Origin of the sequence: Enterococcus sp. DIV1368d (genome assembly GCF_050542975.1) — a bacterium.
Classification (GTDB): Bacteria; Bacillota; Bacilli; order Lactobacillales; family Enterococcaceae; genus Enterococcus_D; species Enterococcus_D casseliflavus.
Window position 1 is genome coordinate 692,163 of record NZ_CP172939.1, and the last position, 15,427, is coordinate 707,589.

17 protein-coding genes are annotated in these 15,427 nt (G+C 43.8%); 15 read left to right on the forward strand and 2 right to left on the reverse strand.

All coding sequences use genetic code 11. The annotated features are described in order from the left end of the window. The first annotated feature begins 57 nt into the window (after positions 1 to 57). From IGJ44_RS03225 to IGJ44_RS03250, 6 genes are all read left to right on the forward strand, one after another. A complete protein-coding gene (locus IGJ44_RS03225; protein ID WP_167827219.1) occupies positions 58 to 1,323 on the forward strand; it encodes a CapA family protein in 1,266 nt (421 codons plus the stop codon). 232 nt (positions 1,324 to 1,555) lie between these two features. After that, positions 1,556 to 2,170, forward strand: coding sequence for a hypothetical protein (locus IGJ44_RS03230; protein ID WP_005225192.1), 615 nt, complete (start codon positions 1,556 to 1,558; stop codon positions 2,168 to 2,170). A 266-nt stretch (positions 2,171 to 2,436) separates the two neighbouring features. Then, positions 2,437 to 3,093: an HAD family hydrolase gene (locus IGJ44_RS03235; RefSeq protein WP_074536366.1), complete on the forward strand. Its 657-nt coding sequence runs from the start codon at positions 2,437 to 2,439 to the stop codon at positions 3,091 to 3,093. A 580-nt stretch (positions 3,094 to 3,673) separates the two neighbouring features. Beyond that, positions 3,674 to 4,057, forward strand: a complete 384-nt coding sequence (locus IGJ44_RS03240) for a DUF7006 family protein (RefSeq protein WP_413131487.1) — start codon at positions 3,674 to 3,676, stop codon at positions 4,055 to 4,057. Positions 4,058 to 4,296: 239 nt separating this feature from the next. Beyond that, the gene (locus tag IGJ44_RS03245) at positions 4,297 to 5,139 is read left to right on the forward strand and encodes a Cof-type HAD-IIB family hydrolase (protein ID WP_074536368.1); all 843 of its coding nucleotides are present in this window, start codon (positions 4,297 to 4,299) and stop codon (positions 5,137 to 5,139) included. A gap of 116 nt (positions 5,140 to 5,255) precedes the next feature. After that, the gene (locus tag IGJ44_RS03250) at positions 5,256 to 5,420 is read left to right on the forward strand and encodes a hypothetical protein (protein ID WP_164888623.1); all 165 of its coding nucleotides are present in this window, start codon (positions 5,256 to 5,258) and stop codon (positions 5,418 to 5,420) included. Between the two features lie 157 nt (positions 5,421 to 5,577). On the opposite strand, the gene IGJ44_RS03255 is transcribed toward IGJ44_RS03250, so the two are convergent. Next, positions 5,578 to 6,216 carry a CPBP family glutamic-type intramembrane protease gene (locus IGJ44_RS03255; protein WP_074536369.1) on the reverse strand — a complete coding sequence of 213 codons (639 nt, stop codon included), beginning with the start codon at positions 6,214 to 6,216 and terminating at the stop codon, positions 5,578 to 5,580. A gap of 513 nt (positions 6,217 to 6,729) precedes the next feature. Here IGJ44_RS03255 and hisG point away from each other — a divergent pair. The 8 genes from hisG (at position 6,730) to hisIE (ending at position 14,042) form a co-directional block, all read left to right on the forward strand. After that, on the forward strand, positions 6,730 to 8,289 hold the full coding sequence (gene hisG, locus IGJ44_RS03260) for an ATP phosphoribosyltransferase (RefSeq protein WP_074536370.1): 1,560 nt from the start codon (positions 6,730 to 6,732) through the stop codon (positions 8,287 to 8,289). After that, positions 8,286 to 9,566, forward strand: coding sequence for a histidinol dehydrogenase (hisD, locus tag IGJ44_RS03265; RefSeq protein WP_167827218.1), 1,281 nt, complete (start codon positions 8,286 to 8,288; stop codon positions 9,564 to 9,566). The genes hisG and hisD overlap by 4 nt, the downstream gene beginning before the upstream one ends. After that, entirely contained in the window at positions 9,563 to 10,621 is a 1,059-nt protein-coding gene (gene hisC / locus IGJ44_RS03270) for a histidinol-phosphate transaminase (protein WP_167827217.1), read from the forward strand. The genes hisD and hisC overlap by 4 nt, the downstream gene beginning before the upstream one ends. Further along, a complete protein-coding gene (hisB, locus tag IGJ44_RS03275; RefSeq protein WP_061053828.1) occupies positions 10,618 to 11,211 on the forward strand; it encodes an imidazoleglycerol-phosphate dehydratase HisB in 594 nt (197 codons plus the stop codon). Before hisC ends, hisB begins: the two co-directional genes overlap by 4 nt. A 65-nt stretch (positions 11,212 to 11,276) precedes the next feature. Beyond that, positions 11,277 to 11,900, forward strand: coding sequence for an imidazole glycerol phosphate synthase subunit HisH (gene hisH, locus IGJ44_RS03280; RefSeq protein ID WP_074536373.1), 624 nt, complete (start codon positions 11,277 to 11,279; stop codon positions 11,898 to 11,900). Further along, a complete protein-coding gene (gene hisA, locus IGJ44_RS03285) occupies positions 11,897 to 12,616 on the forward strand; it encodes a 1-(5-phosphoribosyl)-5-[(5-phosphoribosylamino)methylideneamino]imidazole-4-carboxamide isomerase (protein WP_015509107.1) in 720 nt (239 codons plus the stop codon). Before hisH ends, hisA begins: the two co-directional genes overlap by 4 nt. Further along, entirely contained in the window at positions 12,613 to 13,371 is a 759-nt protein-coding gene (gene hisF / locus IGJ44_RS03290; RefSeq protein WP_167827216.1) for an imidazole glycerol phosphate synthase subunit HisF, read from the forward strand. Before hisA ends, hisF begins: the two co-directional genes overlap by 4 nt. 38 nt (positions 13,372 to 13,409) lie before the next feature. Continuing rightward, the gene (gene hisIE / locus IGJ44_RS03295; protein ID WP_010747556.1) at positions 13,410 to 14,042 is read left to right on the forward strand and encodes a bifunctional phosphoribosyl-AMP cyclohydrolase/phosphoribosyl-ATP diphosphatase HisIE; all 633 of its coding nucleotides are present in this window, start codon (positions 13,410 to 13,412) and stop codon (positions 14,040 to 14,042) included. Between the two features lie 131 nt (positions 14,043 to 14,173). On the opposite strand, the gene IGJ44_RS03300 is transcribed toward hisIE, so the two are convergent. Then, positions 14,174 to 14,623 (reverse strand): DUF305 domain-containing protein, encoded by a 450-nt coding sequence (locus IGJ44_RS03300; protein WP_005225207.1) that lies wholly within the window; start codon positions 14,621 to 14,623, stop codon positions 14,174 to 14,176. Between the two features lie 258 nt (positions 14,624 to 14,881). Here IGJ44_RS03300 and IGJ44_RS03305 point away from each other — a divergent pair, with 258 nt between their 5' ends. Further along, complete coding sequence (locus IGJ44_RS03305) at positions 14,882 to 15,355, forward strand: DUF1456 family protein (RefSeq protein WP_074536375.1); 474 nt, start codon at positions 14,882 to 14,884, stop codon at positions 15,353 to 15,355. Positions 15,356 to 15,427: the final 72 nt, after the last annotated feature.

Genomic DNA, 15,427 nt, shown 5'->3' on the forward strand with positions numbered 1-15,427 from the left:
TCGTTAGAACGTAAACGAAGATAGGTTTTTGATAAAGCAGAGTGAAAGGGTGAGGGCATGAGACAACAACGAAGACGGGAGCGTCAGAAACGCCAGCGGATCATTGTGGGGGTAAGTACAGCGTTGCTGGCAATCATACTTGGAGTGATTTATCTAGTGATTCAAGTGACAAGCATCCCCGAACAGCGTCATACAGCAGAAACGACAAAGGCAACAAAGCCAATGCAAGAAACGAGTAGTTCTACCGAAACAAAGCCAGCAGTAAAAACCATCACAGTGACAGCTAGTGGCGATATGCTTTATCATACACCTGTTTATTTAAGCGCTTACGATGGGAAGCGTTATGATTTTGACAATGATTTTGAGCAAGTCAAACCGCTGATTGCATCGGCGGACCTTGCTTTAGGTGATTTTGAAGGAACCATCAATCCTAATAAACCGCTTGGCGGTTTTCCCTTATTCAACGCCCCTATCGATGCCGTTGCCAGTATCAAAGACGCGGGCTTTGATGTGATTGATCTTGCCCATAACCATATTTTAGATACAGGGATCGAAGGAATCAAAACAACGGCGGCTGCTTTTCACGACCAAGGCTTGGCAACGATTGGTGTCACGGTCGACAATAGCGGAATCCTGGTCAAAGAAGTCAACGGGATCAAAGTTGCTCTCTTGGCCTATGCCTATGGCTTCAATGGCCTTGAAGAAAGCTTAACTCAAGCAGAGTATGACACCTATTTGAAAGACTTGTCGTTAGATAAAGTGGAAGCAGAGATCAAAGAAGCGGAAAGCTTGGCGGATATCACCATCGTGATGCCTCAGTCTGGTGTCGAGTATTCTTTAGAACCAACGGAAGAACAACAAACTGTTTATCGGAAGATGATCGATTTTGGTGCTGATATTATCTTCGGCGGCCATCCGCATGTAGCAGAACCAACCGAAATCATCGAAAAGGACGGTGAAAAGAAATTTATCATTTATTCAATGGGAAACTTATTGTCGAATCAACGTTATGAAACCGTCAATAACAACTATTGGACCGAACGAGGCGTTATCCCAGAAGTTGAAATCTCCAAAGAAGGGCAGCGGACCTATTTAAGCAAGATTGCCATGCATCCGACTTGGGTCTCCAAAGAACCGATCCCTGATCGTACCTATTATGATCCAGAATACGGCGTCTTGCAGGCCTTTGATTTTCAAGTCTACCTTGCCGAAAATTATCTGCCAGATGGGCAATATGCCAAAAATGTCCCTGAAGAAAAGCGCCAGCGGATCGAAACCGCCTACCATGAAATGCTGGAGCTGTTGGATTTGAAGTGGGAGTAGTGAGGGCAAGAAAGCAATCTGGCTAACAGGTTGCTTTTTTATTGGCTATCGAAGAGTATGAACCATGAAATGAAAGTCGATCTATTTTTTAAAACATGACACCAGATCACCATTTATGAACAAAAAATGACACCTCAAGCTGATAAAAATAAGTAATAATGTCAACATAAAGTATTCAGAAATCATTTCCAACTCATTTCTGAATAAATAAGAAAGGAAAGTAGGGTGTATCATGAGAATTATCATATTGACGAAAAATATATCATATGAGATTGATTTGCAGCGGGAGCTGCAGATTTTGAGCCATGAAGTGTTCGTGGGCAGAAGTACCGAAGAGGAGGAATGGTTGATAGAAAGTGCCAAGTTATTTGACTGTTTATTTGTCAGTGAAACAATTGCTGATCCAGAATTTTTATTGCTCAATCAGACATTGGCTCCTTATTATCAACAGCGGATCGTTCGAATCTTGCCAGGGAATGACGAACAAGAAATGATACTGGAAAAAGCGGAAAATGCGACCTATCTTAATCGGTCATTTGTCGAGTTGAGAGAATTTTTGGCGGCTTTGCCACCAAATACTCGCAAGTTAGAAAAGGCATCAGTAACGAAGGAATCGTTCCCTAAATTTCTTAGTCTGCAAGAACAGATCTTTTTCAATAATCTAGCAGAAGAGCAATTTATCAACCGAGAGGACCTTTGCTGGAAAATTTGGGGCAACGGCGGCACGAATTCCCGAAAATCGCAGCTATCGATTTTGGCGAAACGAATCAATGAGAAATTAGATGAATACGACTATACTGAAAAACGCGTCCGTACCGCTTGGGGCAAAGGATATATCTTGCAATAAAAAAGCTAAAAATGGGTTTAACTTTTTATGCCTGATAAATAGGCCTTCAGGTAAATTTGCCTATCTTGTAGAAACGACTCTGTGTTCAAAGCGAGTCGTTTTTTATATAAGTATATTAGCAATAAATGAAGAAGGTTATGGAAAAATATGATAATGCTTTTTTTTAGTGATAAAATAGAGATAATCAGTAATGGAAAGAAATACTGGGTAAATGAAAAAAGCATTTGTAGAAAATTGATGGAATACCTTTTGGAGGAGGAAATATCGTGAAGCAGGTTGAATGTGTGCTATTTGATTTAGATGGAACTTTATTGGATTCAAAAGAATGTAGTGTGAAGGCGACAAAAGCAGCTTTTAAAGAGATGGGACTCAAAGTACCCAGTGAAGTAGTCATTGAACATTATATGGGGATACCGATCGAAGAATCATTTTTTAAAATGTCTGAACAGCCATTAGATCAAGAAACCGCAACGGAATTGATTCGGATTTTCCGAGCCTATTACCAAACCTATGAAGAAAGTACCTTGAAAGTATTTCCAGAAATTCCCCATGTCTTAGAAATCTTAAACAAACGAAAGGTACCTTGTTTCGTCGTTTCAAGTAAGAAGACAGCGGTTGTCAAACGAAACCTAGCTGCTCAGGACCTTGTCGCGTTCTTTGAAGAAATCATCGGCTCTGATGCGGTGACCCACTACAAACCTCATCCCGAAGGAATCAATAAAGTCGTGGCACACTATCAATTTGACCCGACAAAGACGATCATGATAGGAGATGCTATTTTTGATATCCAAATGGGAAAAGCCGCGGGTGTCAAAACGATCGCCGTTACGTGGGGCAGCCACGATCCGAAAAAGCTTTCTGAAGAAAACCCAGATGCTTTGGTAGACGCGCCACGTGAGATTTTAGATTTTCTATATGCATGATCCTTTTTTGTGCTCACAGTGTAAGAGGACGTTTTAGCCTCGCTTATATCTTGGCATGATCCAAAAAGAAAGGACAGATCGTGCTTTTACAACATGCAATTTGAGAACTTTGACCAATGATCGAAACCAGCGATCATTGGTTTTTTGTGCTGTCGTGGGAATGAAGGCGCCACAGCATTGGTTAAAAGCATTCATTTCCATTCGTTCTTTTGGTTGATCGTGTAATCATCGGAAAATCACTGCAAATAGATTCCTTTTGATCTTTCTTCTTGTTGATACAGCAATGCTGGTACGCTGGATTTTTCTCTCTTATTCCTCTGCTAGAGCAAAAAGGAATTATAAGCTTGGAGAAACAAAAAACTATAATGAGAGTAACTGATTTTCTTAGATCATGCATTGGAGGTGAGCGCAGAAAGGGATGCCACCCAAGGATTTCATGTGATTTGAAATACTAGAAGATAAAGCCTTTGTTTTATGTGAAGGGATGTAAGGGCAACTAACGAGGATGGAAATCATTACGATCAAATGAGGGATCAATGCTATCATTGAAGAAAAGCCATGGATGGAAAGGAGTGATTCTGTGTTATCAGAAAAAATAAATGACCCGAAGGATTATCTGTCTTATTCAAAGGAAGTATTGTTAAGCGCTGGGGTACTGACAGCCTATCCGAAACTTTTTACTTATTATAAGGAACTTTGTGTTGACTTCGAAGACATTTACTATGATCGAACAAAGAACTTATTTGATACCTTTCGAGCGCTTCTGGCTGTGGACGCACAGATCCAAATTCTACTGGAACTTGTGACCAATACCAAAACTGACTTATGTCAAGAGCTGGGGATGAAGGAAGAGGAAATTATCAGTATGATCAAGCATGACAAACGGTACTATTATCGCGAGCTTACGGGTCATGCAACTAACCAACTACCTAAATGGGGGTTGATTTATTTAAGTGAAGAGTAAGCTACGCAAAGGATAAGTCACCTTAAAAGTGATCAAATGAAAGCCATTTGACGATCATCAAGGATAAAGGGCATCGAGAAAAAACGAGAGCGTGTTTATGTATGAGTCAGTAAAATAGTCTAGCGAGGTTATCTTGTGATTTGTTATACTAATAGCAAGCGGCTGATGGTGACATCTTGGATTCAGCAAATATGTTCATGTGAGCGTTTTATTGATTGGGTTAGGAAAGAAGGAATGAAATGACGAAGAAAATTGTCTTTTTAGATGTAGATGGAACATTGTGCGATGATGCGGGAAACGTACCAGAAAGTGCTCGCCAAGCGATCACAGCGGCACATAAGAAGGGGCATGAGTTTTTCTTGTGTACAGGTCGTTCAAAAGCCGAAATCACAGAAGATGTACTGGCACTGCCTTTAAGTGGAATGATTGGTGCCGGCGGCGGTTATTGCGAGGTGCACGATGAGGTGATTTTGCACAAAGTTTTTGAAAAGGAAGCCTTATTAAGACTGATCGATTTCTTAAAAGCAAACCAAATCGAGTATTACTTGGAATCGAATCAAGGATTATTTGCAAGTACCAATTTACGAAATCGGTTGATTGAGATCGTCTTAGCAGGTGAGCCTGTTGAAAGTGAAGCAGGAAAACAACGCGTTCAAACTATTCAGTGGTTCCTTGATTTACTGATTGAGGACGAAGCGAAAATCGATTACGATGACGTGAACAAAGTTTCCTTCATCAATCATTCCATTCCTTATGAACAGGTTCATGACCAATACCACGAACAATTCCAAATGATTCGCAGTACAGTTCCTGTTTTTGGCAAAGACAGTGGCGAGATCGGCATCAAGAATATCCACAAGAAAACAGCCATCGATTTTCTCTTGAACCATCTAGGGATCGATAACAAAGATACCTTGGCGTTTGGTGACGGCCATAATGATGTCGAAATGTTTGAAGCCGTTGCGACAGGAATTGCGATGGGCAATGCCTGTGAACAGCTATTGGCAGTAGCTGACGAGCTGACGGCTCGTCCAGAAGACGGCGGGATTGCGCAAGCACTCCAAAAGCACGGTCTGGTGTAACCACTAAGAAGCAGATGTCTGCACAATTCTTTTGTTTCCTAGAGGAATTGATCAGGAGTTGAGCGACGTTGTTAAAGTGACCTGTAAAACCAACGATTGACAAGGAGGCTGGGTAAATGAAGGAAACGACCTTTTTTTGTTATCTTGAACAAGCTTTGAAAAACCTGAAGGCGACAGAAGCCCTGCGTTTTAATATCGAAGGCGAAGTCAAGCGGCTGATGAAGGTGTACAGTGAAGCAGAAATTTGTGAGAAAGTAAAAGAGGATCCCTTTAAAAAGTAAGGACATTTTCTTATGAAACACAGCGAATAGAACAAACACCCAACCTCGTGAAAGGCACAAAAGCGATCAATGCTTCCTTTCAGGGAGGAATACTCAGGCAACTAGTTGTTGTATCAAAAAAGACTGATTTCAATTGAATCAGTCTTTTTCGTTTTTCTCAAGCAGTCAGATAAGCCACTAAAATAGCAAACAGGTCGAACAAGACATGTGTGCCCCAACTAGTCAGGATCGAGTTGCTCTTGATGGCAGCTTGGTTAAATAGCAAGCGCGCCACCCCTTGAATGAAAAGAATATGAACCAAGGTATGGAAAACATTGCCGTTGTCATAAGTGCTGTAATGAACCAAGCCAAAGATGATCGCGGAAAGGATGCTGGCAACTGGCAAGGTACATTTACTAGAAAAAATCGCTAAAAAGAAGATGGAAAAGAGTTCTTCTCCAAGTAACATGATTGGAATAACTAGCAGAGTCAACCACTGAAAGCCTTCGTTCACAGGGTTTCCGTGAAGATCCCACTTTAGTCCGTATTGCAAAACGAGAGAAACGAGAAAGCTGATCAGGATGTTTAAAAGAAAATACTTGCTGATCGTCTTCACTGGCGCGATGGGTTTTCCAAAGAGCTGCTTGACTGCTTCTTTACCGTAAACTAGCCGTAATGCCCAATAGCTGGCAATCGACAATGAGAAGATGCTGACGATGGCAGGGGCATACAAAAGACCGACCAAACCGATACCTGCGAGGACCGTTCCTAGTAAAGCGTTGTTCCATGAGATTTGTTTTCCTATAAGTTTGTTCATTTACTTTTCTCTCCTTATTAAGCTATAGAGCATGTACTATTTAGCTGTTTTCTCTGATTCTTCTGCTGTGTGTTTTTTGTGCCGTAATATAAGCGATAAGTACAACAATGAACGTTTTGGGTGATTTTCATATCATCGCTTCATTTGCGCCAATTCTTTGTACGGTACAAAAGATAGAGTAATCGATAACGAGTTTCTGAAACAAGATGGTCGTATATTTCGGACTTTTTTATGGTTGAGCAACTAAGTGATGGAGGATGCACAAGTACTAAGTTACTTCATTAAGAAAGGAAAACTGACTTCCAGATTCGATGGAATAATCGTCAACAAAGAAACGACATCGCTATGTTCTCTTGAAATCGACTAAAAATTCCAGAATATTTCGAAAAATACCATTGCTTATTTATGGCAAAACCATTAGTATTATTAGAAAAACTGATGGTGAATCGATGATAAAGCGTGACTTTAGCAGTGAGAAAGCCGAATCAGTGGCATGAAATAGGAGTGATAAGTGTGGAAGAGTTATGGAATGTATTAAAACCAGCCGAACAAGTCGAACTGAAATTAAGAAAATTGTATACGCAGCATCATTTTTCACCTTATCACTCGAACAATTTTGAAGAGTATCGCAACTATCAGCAAAGTGATCAGTTCTTGCGTGGTTCTTCCATCATCACGTTTACAGGCACGGATGGCAGGACGATGGCGCTAAAACCCGATGTCACCTTGTCGATTGCCAAAAATACACCTTCTGGAGAAGCGCGCAGAGTGTATTATGTGGAAGATGTCTATCGACAGGATCGTCAAGCAGGGGAATACCAAAAGATCGATCAAATCGGTTTGGAGCTCATTGACCAAATCACATGGGAAGATCAACTGGAGGTTGTAAAACTGGCTTGGGAAAGTTTGGCTCAGGTGGGAAAAGGGACCTTGGATCTGTCTCATATGGGGATTTTGGATGGCATCTGCCAACGCTTCCCCGAAGCGGATCGACAAAAGGTACTGCACTGCCTGCGGGACAAGAGTTCCCATGGCATGGATGCACTGACTGAAAAGGCTGGCTTGTCAGCAACAGAAGCTGAAAAATTGGCGAAACTGGTACGTTTGTCAGGTGATTTTGAAACCAAGTATCAAAAAGCCAAGGAGCTGATGGCTGATTATCCCCAAGCACAAGCTGGTTTAACAGAACTAAAACAACTGTATCAAGCATTGCAAAAAGAACAACTGTCAGCCTCCATTCGGATAAGGCTGGATTTTTCAATTTTAAATGATGCCGATTATTACAGTGGCTTGCTGTTTCAAGGATTCATCGAAGAAGCAAGAGAGACGATTTTATATGGCGGCCGTTATGATCGCTTGATGAGTCGCCAAGGCAAAGAGCAAGGGGCGATCGGTTTTGGTATGAAGCTCAATCATGTAGGGCAAAAGTTGCCGACTGACAACGAAAGTTCAGGCTATTTGAACATTGCGCTACCTAAAGGCCGCATGGGGGATGCCGTATACGATTTATTCACGAAAGCTGGAGTCGCTGCGCAAGGCGTCTTCAAAGACAATCGCCAACTAATTTTTTGTGATGAAGAAAACAAGCTGCGCTTTTTCTTAGTCAAGCCGAGCGATGTGGCGATCTATGTGGAGCACGGAGTGGCGGATATCGGTGTCGTAGGCAAAGATATTTTAATGGAAAGCAAGGCAGAAGTTATCGAATTTCTTGATTTGCATATGGGGGTCTGCCGTTTGGCAGTAGCAGCGCGTACGGATTTCGAGGAAGATTTCTCCCGCCCGCTGCGAGTCTCCACAAAATATCCGCAGATCACCCGCCAGTTTTATCAAGGATTAGGTCGCTCGGTGGAATTGATCCAACTGCATGGATCCATTGAATTGGCTCCTTTATTAGGTCTCTCCGATGTGATCGTTGACATCGTCGAAACGGGGACGACACTAAAAGAAAATGATTTAGAAGTGATCCAAGACATCGCGCCGTCTTCAGCGCGTTTAGTGATCAACCACGCCACGTGGCGTTTCAAGCAAGAACGCATTCAAACAGTGATTGAGAAGGTGAGGGAGCAATTATGAGAATTTTTTCGACCCAAAAAGATACGATCGAAACGATTGTGGCAAGGAAACAGTCGGAAACGAAGGATGTTTCAACCGTTGTTGCCCAAATCATTGCCCGTGTTCAGCAGCAAGGAGATCAGGCGTTGTTTCAATTAATTGAAGAAATCGATCAAGTGAGCTTGACTTCCTTAACCGTCAGTCTTGAGGAAGTTGAAACGGCTGTCCAAGCCGTCTCCCCTGAGCTGCTTGAGGTGATGGAACAGGCGAAAGAAAACATTTTGGCATTTCATCAAAAGCAAGTCCAGCAAGGCTTTGTCTTGACGAAGGAAAATGGCGTTGTGATGGGACAGCGGGTCTTGCCACTAGCAAAAGTCGGGGTCTACGTTCCTGGCGGCACAGCAGCTTATCCTAGTACGGTTTTGATGGATGTCCTGCCCGCAAAAATCGCCGGGGTCAAAAAAATCGTTATGATCACACCGACGGACAGCCAAGGAAAAGTTCCAGCTGCTATCTTAGCGGCAGCTTCCGTTGCTGGAGTGGATGAAATCTACAAAGTCGGTGGTGCCCATGGCGTAGCGGCATTGGCTTATGGGACAGAAACGATTCCCAAAGTCGACAAAATCGTCGGACCAGGAAATATTTATGTCGCCACAGCGAAAAAAATGGTGTACGGCGAAGTTGATATCGATATGATCGCAGGGCCCAGCGATGTGCTGATCATCGCCGATGCCAGCGCAAATCCTCGCTGGCTGGCAGCGGATCTTTTGGCACAAGCCGAGCATGATATCTTAGCGCAAGCCATCTTAGTCACAACAGAAGCAGCCTTGATTGAAGAAGTCCAAGTAGAGCTTGACTTGCAGCTGAAGGAACTGCCCCGCAAAGACATTGCTGCTGCGGCGCTTGAGTCTAGCGGAAAGCTGATTCTGGTCAATGATTTGACCGAAGCACTTACCATTGCCAATCAAATCGCCCCAGAACACCTTGAATTAGCAGTGGCAGATCCTTTTGCTTTGTTGGGACAAGTAGAAAATGCGGGCAGTGTCTTTTTAGGACATCATACACCAGAAGTGCTGGGAGATTATTTTGCTGGGCCAAATCATACCCTACCGACGGAAGGGACCGCCCGTTTTTACTCGCCGTTATCAGTGGATGATTTTATTAAGAAAAGCAGCTACTTGTATTACCCAGAAGCAGCCATGAAGGCGACTGGTCCAGCCGTAGCGTTGTTCGCAGAAACCGAAGACTTGATCGGCCATGCCCGTTCGATCAATGTACGAAGAGAGGGAGAAAAATGACCTTTTTACATCAAAAGTATCACAAGCTGACTCCTTATACACCGGGGGAACAAGTAGACGAGCAAGCCGTTATTAAACTGAACACCAATGAAAGTCCTTATCCGCCAGCACCAAGTGTTCAAGCGGCGGTTGCCGATGCCGCCCACAAGCTAAATCGTTACTCGGATATTGCTGCTGAAGTGGTGACAACCCCTCTGGCTGCCTATCTTGGCGTTACACCAGCCCAGCTGTTTCTCGGCAATGGCAGTGACGAAGTCTTGTCCTATCTCTTTCAAGGCTTCACGGAAAACGGCATCGCCTTTCCCGATGTGACCTATGGGTTTTATCAAGTGTATAGTGCCTTGTACCAAGTCGCTGCCACCGTTGTTCCGCTGCAAGAAGATTTCTCGATTGCGTTAACGGACTACGATTCGCTCAAAGGGACCGTCATTTTTGCCAATCCCAATGCGCCGACTGGGGTTTATCAAGAACAAAGCGAAATTTGTGCCTTTCTAAAACGGCATCCCGATCGCTTAGTGATTGTCGACGAGGCCTATATCGATTTTGGCGGCACTTCAATGGTTTCTTTGATCGATCAATACCCAAATCTCTTGGTTGTGGGGACGTTTTCGAAATCTCGGCAGCTGGCAGGGGCACGCTTAGGTTTTGCGGTTGCTAATGAAAGACTGATCCAAGACTTGAATCGGTTGAAATTTAGCTTGAATCCTTACAATGTCAATAGTTTGACCCAAGCCGCTGGTGCAGCCGTTTTACAAGAACAAGCGTATGTCGATGAGAAAATCCAAGCAACGATCCACGTGCGTGAGTGGAGCAAGCAAGCCCTAGCGAAACTCGGCTTTGAGCAGACCGACAGCCAAGGAAATTTTTTGTTTGCAAGGCACCCTGCGATTGCTGGTGAAGAGTTGTATCAGGCACTGAAAGAGCAGAAAATCTTCGTCCGCTGGTTTAATCAGCCCCGCATCAAAGAGTATTTACGGATCACGGTAGGAACGAAGGACCAGATGGAACGACTGATGACGGTGCTAACAACGATCATAGAAGAGGTGAAGGAATGAGAAAAGCAGAAGCTACCCGCAATACGACGGAAACCAAGATCCACCTGCAGTTGACGATCGATGGTACTGGTCAGCAATCAATCAAGACTGGTGTGGGGTTTTTAGACCACATGCTGGAATTATTTGTCCGCCACGGTCGCTTTGATTTGACGTTGGTTTGTGATGGCGATACAGAAGTAGATGCCCATCACACAACAGAAGACGTTGCCATCGCCATTGGCCGAGCGTTTTCAGAAAGTCTTGGGGAGCGACGAGGTATCAAACGCTATGGTAGTATGCTGCTGCCGATGGACGAAGCCTTAGTCATGACAGCGATCGATATTAGCGGTCGTGGCATGGCAGTCGTAGAGTTGGCGATACCGAGCGAAAAAATCGGGCAGCAGTTTGATACGGAATTGGTTGAAGAATTTTTCATTGCTTTTGCCCGTGAATTAGGTGCTACGATCCATCTCCATCAAATCGCTGGCAAAAACAGCCACCACATTGTGGAAGCTTGTTTTAAAGGCTTTGGGCGGGCTTTAGGTGAAGCAGTAGCGATCAATCAAGCAGCCCCAGATGAGATCCCTTCAACCAAAGGGACGATCCAGTGATTCATGAGGGGAAAATGATTACGTATCTTCCACACAGAGGGATGAGATAAGGAAAGGGGCGTATTATGTTAGCAATCATCGACTATGGGGTCGGCAATTTGTTCAGCTTGTCTCGTTCGCTGGATTATTTGGGGGTTGACTGCCAAATCACGCGTTCACTAGCAGAATTAAAAGCTGCCGACCGCATTCTTTTACCCGGCGTAGGCGCTTTTGGCGATGCCCGCCAAAAGTTGGCAGAGTTGTCGCTGATCGAACCGATCCAAGAATTGGCAGCAGCTGGCAAACCCTTTTTAGGCATTTGTTTAGGGATGCAGCTGTTGTTTGATAGCAGTGAGGAGTTTGGCACACATGCGGGGCTGGGTTTGATTCCAGGACGGATCGTTTCCATGCAAAGCGCCTTTGAAGAAGCCAAACAGAATCTGAAAGTGCCGCAGATTGGTTGGAATCGGCTGACTGTCAGAAAGGAAAGTCCTCTCGTCAGCGGGCTAGGGGAACAAGACTTTGTCTACTATGTCCACAGTTATTTTGCTACTGATTGCCAAGAGTATGTCATAGCAGACAGTGACTATGGTCTAGCAATTCCCGGTATCGTGCAAAAAGACAATGTCTTCGGCACTCAGTTTCACCCAGAAAAAAGTGGGGCTGTCGGGTTGAAGATTTTAAAAGCATTTACGGAGGTGCCGCTATGAAAATTTTTCCAGCAATTGATCTGTTAGATCAAAAAGTGGTCCGTTTGTACCAAGGAGACTATGAGCAAAAAGAAGTGTTTGGGGATGATCCAGTGGCATTTGCTCGTTCATTTGAAGAAGAAGGTGCCAACTATCTGCACCTCGTCGACTTAGATGGTGCCAAAGCTGGCAAACTCCATTACTTTGATGTCGCAAAAAAAATCGTCCAGCAAACCAATCTGTTTGTCGAAGTTGGCGGCGGGATTCGTGAGGAAGAAACGATCCAGCATTGTTTGGCAGCAGGCGTTCACCGGGTGATCCTCGGCACGATTGCCCAGAAAGACCCAGCATTCACAAAAGCGATGCTCAAGAAATACGGCAATAAGATCGCGATTGGGGTCGATGCCAAGGAAGAAAAAGTGGCCGTGGAAGGCTGGCTCGAGAAAACGGCAACAGACGCGTTTACTTTTTGCCAACAATTGGTGGAATGGGGCGCGCAAACGATCATCTTTACCGAAATCTCGCGTGACGGTACAGGAGAAGGCATCAATCTGCCGCTATACGAAAAACTCAATCAATTGGATTGCGACATCGTGGCTTCTGGCGGCGTGGCTTCATTGGCAGATATTAAAGGATTAAAACAGTTGGGCATCTCTGGCGTGATCGTCGGGAAATCCTTATATAACGGCAGTCTCCAATTGGCGGATGTCTTAGCAGCAGGGGAGGCAGAAGCATGATCGCCAAACGAATCATTCCTTGCCTTGATGTGCGAGATGGGCGAGTCGTGAAAGGGGTCAATTTTGCTGGCTTAAAAGATGTCAATGATCCAGTGACTTTGGCGCGCTTTTACAATGAACAAGGCGCCGATGAGCTGGTTTTTTATGACATTACTGCTTCTGCAGAAGAACGCGGCTTATTCACGGACATTTTGCAGCGCGTGGCGTCAGAAGTGTTTATCCCCTTGACGGTGGGCGGTGGCATCAATCAAGTAGCAGATTTTGAACGAGTCTTAAACTGTGGCGCCGACAAAGTCAGCGTCAATTCGGGGGCACTTCGCCGACCAGAGTTGATCGCAGAAGGTGCGAAACGCTATGGCAGCCAGTGCGTTGTTTTATCCGTTGATATTCGCCGAGTCGGTGAGAACTGGCATGTGTTTGCCAAAGGCGGACGGGAAGATACAGGCTTAGAAGCATTGGCATGGATTCGCCAAGCTGAGCAGTTAGGTGCTGGTGAACTAGTCATCAACAGCATGGATACCGATGGCGTGAAACAGGGGTTTGATTTAGACTTGCTGAAAGCTGTCAGCGAAATCACCAAATTACCGATCGTCGCATCGGGTGGTGCTGGCAAAAGTGCCGATTTTATCGAGCTGTTTCAATTGCCAAATATTGAAGCAGGGTTGGCGGCCTCAATTTTTCACTATGGCGAGGTAAAAATCCCGGCGCTGAAAAAACAATTACAGGCCGTCGATATTCCCGTACGAATCGTATAGCGTTGGCGTTTTGATAGGCAATAGAAGGAGTGGATAACATGGTGCAAGTACGATTTGATGAACAAGGATTGGTTCCAGTGATCGTGCAGGATGTGGAAACGAATGAAGTCTTGACCTTGGCTTATATGAACCAAGAAAGTTTGACCTTGACCTTGAAAGACCGATTGATGACCTTTTATTCCCGCAGTCGCCAAGAATTGTGGCGCAAAGGAGAAACCAGCGGCAATTACCAGCATTTAGTATCATTGACCGCAGATTGTGATCAAGATGCTTTAGTCGCCAAAGTAAAAAAAGACGGACCTGCTTGCCATACAGGCACAGAAAGCTGCTTTACAGAGGTGCTTTATGGTACAGAATCCTCTCCGACCATCGATGCGTTGTATGAGCTGATAAAAGGTCGTAAAGATACGCCGCAAGAAGGCAGCTATACCAGCTACTTGTTTGAAAAAGGCAGTGAGAAAATCTTAAAAAAAATCGGCGAGGAAGCAACCGAGGTCGTAATTGGGGCGATGAAGGAAGACCGTCAAGAAACCGTTTATGAGATTGCTGATTTGGCGTATCATACATTGGTTTTAATGGCAGAAATGGGGATTGATTTAGCGGCTATTCGCCAAGAGCTTGCCAAGCGTCATGTTGTGGATAAGAAAGTCAAACAAGAACGGATGCAATAACGGTCAGGATTTTTCAGTAGAAAGAAAGTAGCTGACGATAAAAAAGAAGCCCTTCAGCCATTGCTTGAAGGGCTTCGTAACCGTGGCGATAAAGTTGATCTGCTGGTTCTTTGAATGAGCACACAAAATGGCTATTTGTTTTCCAACTCTTCGATCAATTCTTTCATTTCCTTGATTTCTTTTTCCTGTGCGTCAATGATTTTTTCTGCAAGTTCTTTTACTCTTGGATCAGACAAATCGGCATTTTTACTGGTTAAAATCGCAATCGAATGATGGGGAATCATGGCTTTCATCCAGGCCGTATCTCCCACGGCGGTTTGGCTTCTGACCATAAACAGTGAACCAAAAAAGAGTACAACACTGACAACTAAAATTCCGATATTCATTTTCTTGTTGTCATACATCTTCCACATAAATAACAGCATGATGATCGCCATCATCGCGCCCATCATAAGTGCCATAAACAGTCGGGTTTGGCTGAAAAAGATATGATCGAGGGCGTAGACATTGAAATACATCATACAAAACATAATCACCGTCGATACCCCAATCATCACCAAAAATTTCCCGTATTTCTTCATTTCTTTCCTCTCCTTTTTGTATACAAAATAAAAACAATAAAGCAATCCAAAACATCATCGTAACAGATGCTTTTTTTTGTTTATTGTTTTGTTAGAATAAATTTACTCCCTAAATCAAGTATAGCGGAGGAAGTAGAATGAGAGAAGCGATATACATTTGAACGAAAACAATGGGTTCTTAGAGTAAAAAAGCGAAAACGGGATTACTCGTCTAGGTTTATTTGTTATAATCAACCTAAGAAATGGATGGTGTATAGAATGAATCACAATGATCGCTTGACGCGTTTACGCTATGCTTTGGATATCAAGGATACCGACATGGTGAAAATTTTTGAACTTGGCGGCGCTTCTTTCACAAAAGAAGAAGTAAAACAATTGTTGAAGAAAAAAGACCCTGAGACCTATGAGATTGAATGTACCAATGAAGCCTTTGAGCGTTTCTTAAATGGTTTGATTCGCTCGCAACGAGGAACAAAGCCAGATGCTGCAGAACCTGTCTTGGAGTTGAACAATGGCAATGTAAATAATTTGATGCTGAAGAAAATAAAAATCGCCCTTTCCCTAACAACAGATGAAATGCTGGACATTTTCCAGCAAGCGGGAGTCAAAGTTTCAAAAGGTGAATTAGGCGCCATTTTACGAAAAGAAGGCCATCGCAATTACAAGCCATGTTTAGACAAATATGCCCGCAACTTTTTAAAAGGATTGACGATCGAGTATCGGGATAACTAGTAAAAAATCAATAATAGGCTGAACTTACAATGGGCCGCCCAAAGAGATGCATGTTATGTGTCTCTTTTTTTG

Coding starts and splice junctions, on each gene's coding strand:
- hisIE (WP_010747556.1), top strand. CDS start 13,410: ATGGTGCAAGTACGATTTGATGAACAAGGATTGGTTCCAGTGATCGTG.
- hisH (WP_074536373.1), top strand. CDS start 11,277: ATGTTAGCAATCATCGACTATGGGGTCGGCAATTTGTTCAGCTTGTCT.
- IGJ44_RS03255 (WP_074536369.1), bottom strand. CDS start 6,216: ATGAACAAACTTATAGGAAAACAAATCTCATGGAACAACGCTTTACTA.
- IGJ44_RS03225 (WP_167827219.1), top strand. CDS start 58: ATGAGACAACAACGAAGACGGGAGCGTCAGAAACGCCAGCGGATCATT.
- hisD (WP_167827218.1), top strand. CDS start 8,286: ATGAGAATTTTTTCGACCCAAAAAGATACGATCGAAACGATTGTGGCA.
- hisC (WP_167827217.1), top strand. CDS start 9,563: ATGACCTTTTTACATCAAAAGTATCACAAGCTGACTCCTTATACACCG.
- IGJ44_RS03245 (WP_074536368.1), top strand. CDS start 4,297: ATGACGAAGAAAATTGTCTTTTTAGATGTAGATGGAACATTGTGCGAT.
- hisA (WP_015509107.1), top strand. CDS start 11,897: ATGAAAATTTTTCCAGCAATTGATCTGTTAGATCAAAAAGTGGTCCGT.
- hisB (WP_061053828.1), top strand. CDS start 10,618: ATGAGAAAAGCAGAAGCTACCCGCAATACGACGGAAACCAAGATCCAC.
- IGJ44_RS03230 (WP_005225192.1), top strand. CDS start 1,556: ATGAGAATTATCATATTGACGAAAAATATATCATATGAGATTGATTTG.
- IGJ44_RS03250 (WP_164888623.1), top strand. CDS start 5,256: ATGAAGGAAACGACCTTTTTTTGTTATCTTGAACAAGCTTTGAAAAAC.
- IGJ44_RS03305 (WP_074536375.1), top strand. CDS start 14,882: ATGAATCACAATGATCGCTTGACGCGTTTACGCTATGCTTTGGATATC.
- hisF (WP_167827216.1), top strand. CDS start 12,613: ATGATCGCCAAACGAATCATTCCTTGCCTTGATGTGCGAGATGGGCGA.
- IGJ44_RS03300 (WP_005225207.1), bottom strand. CDS start 14,623: ATGAAGAAATACGGGAAATTTTTGGTGATGATTGGGGTATCGACGGTG.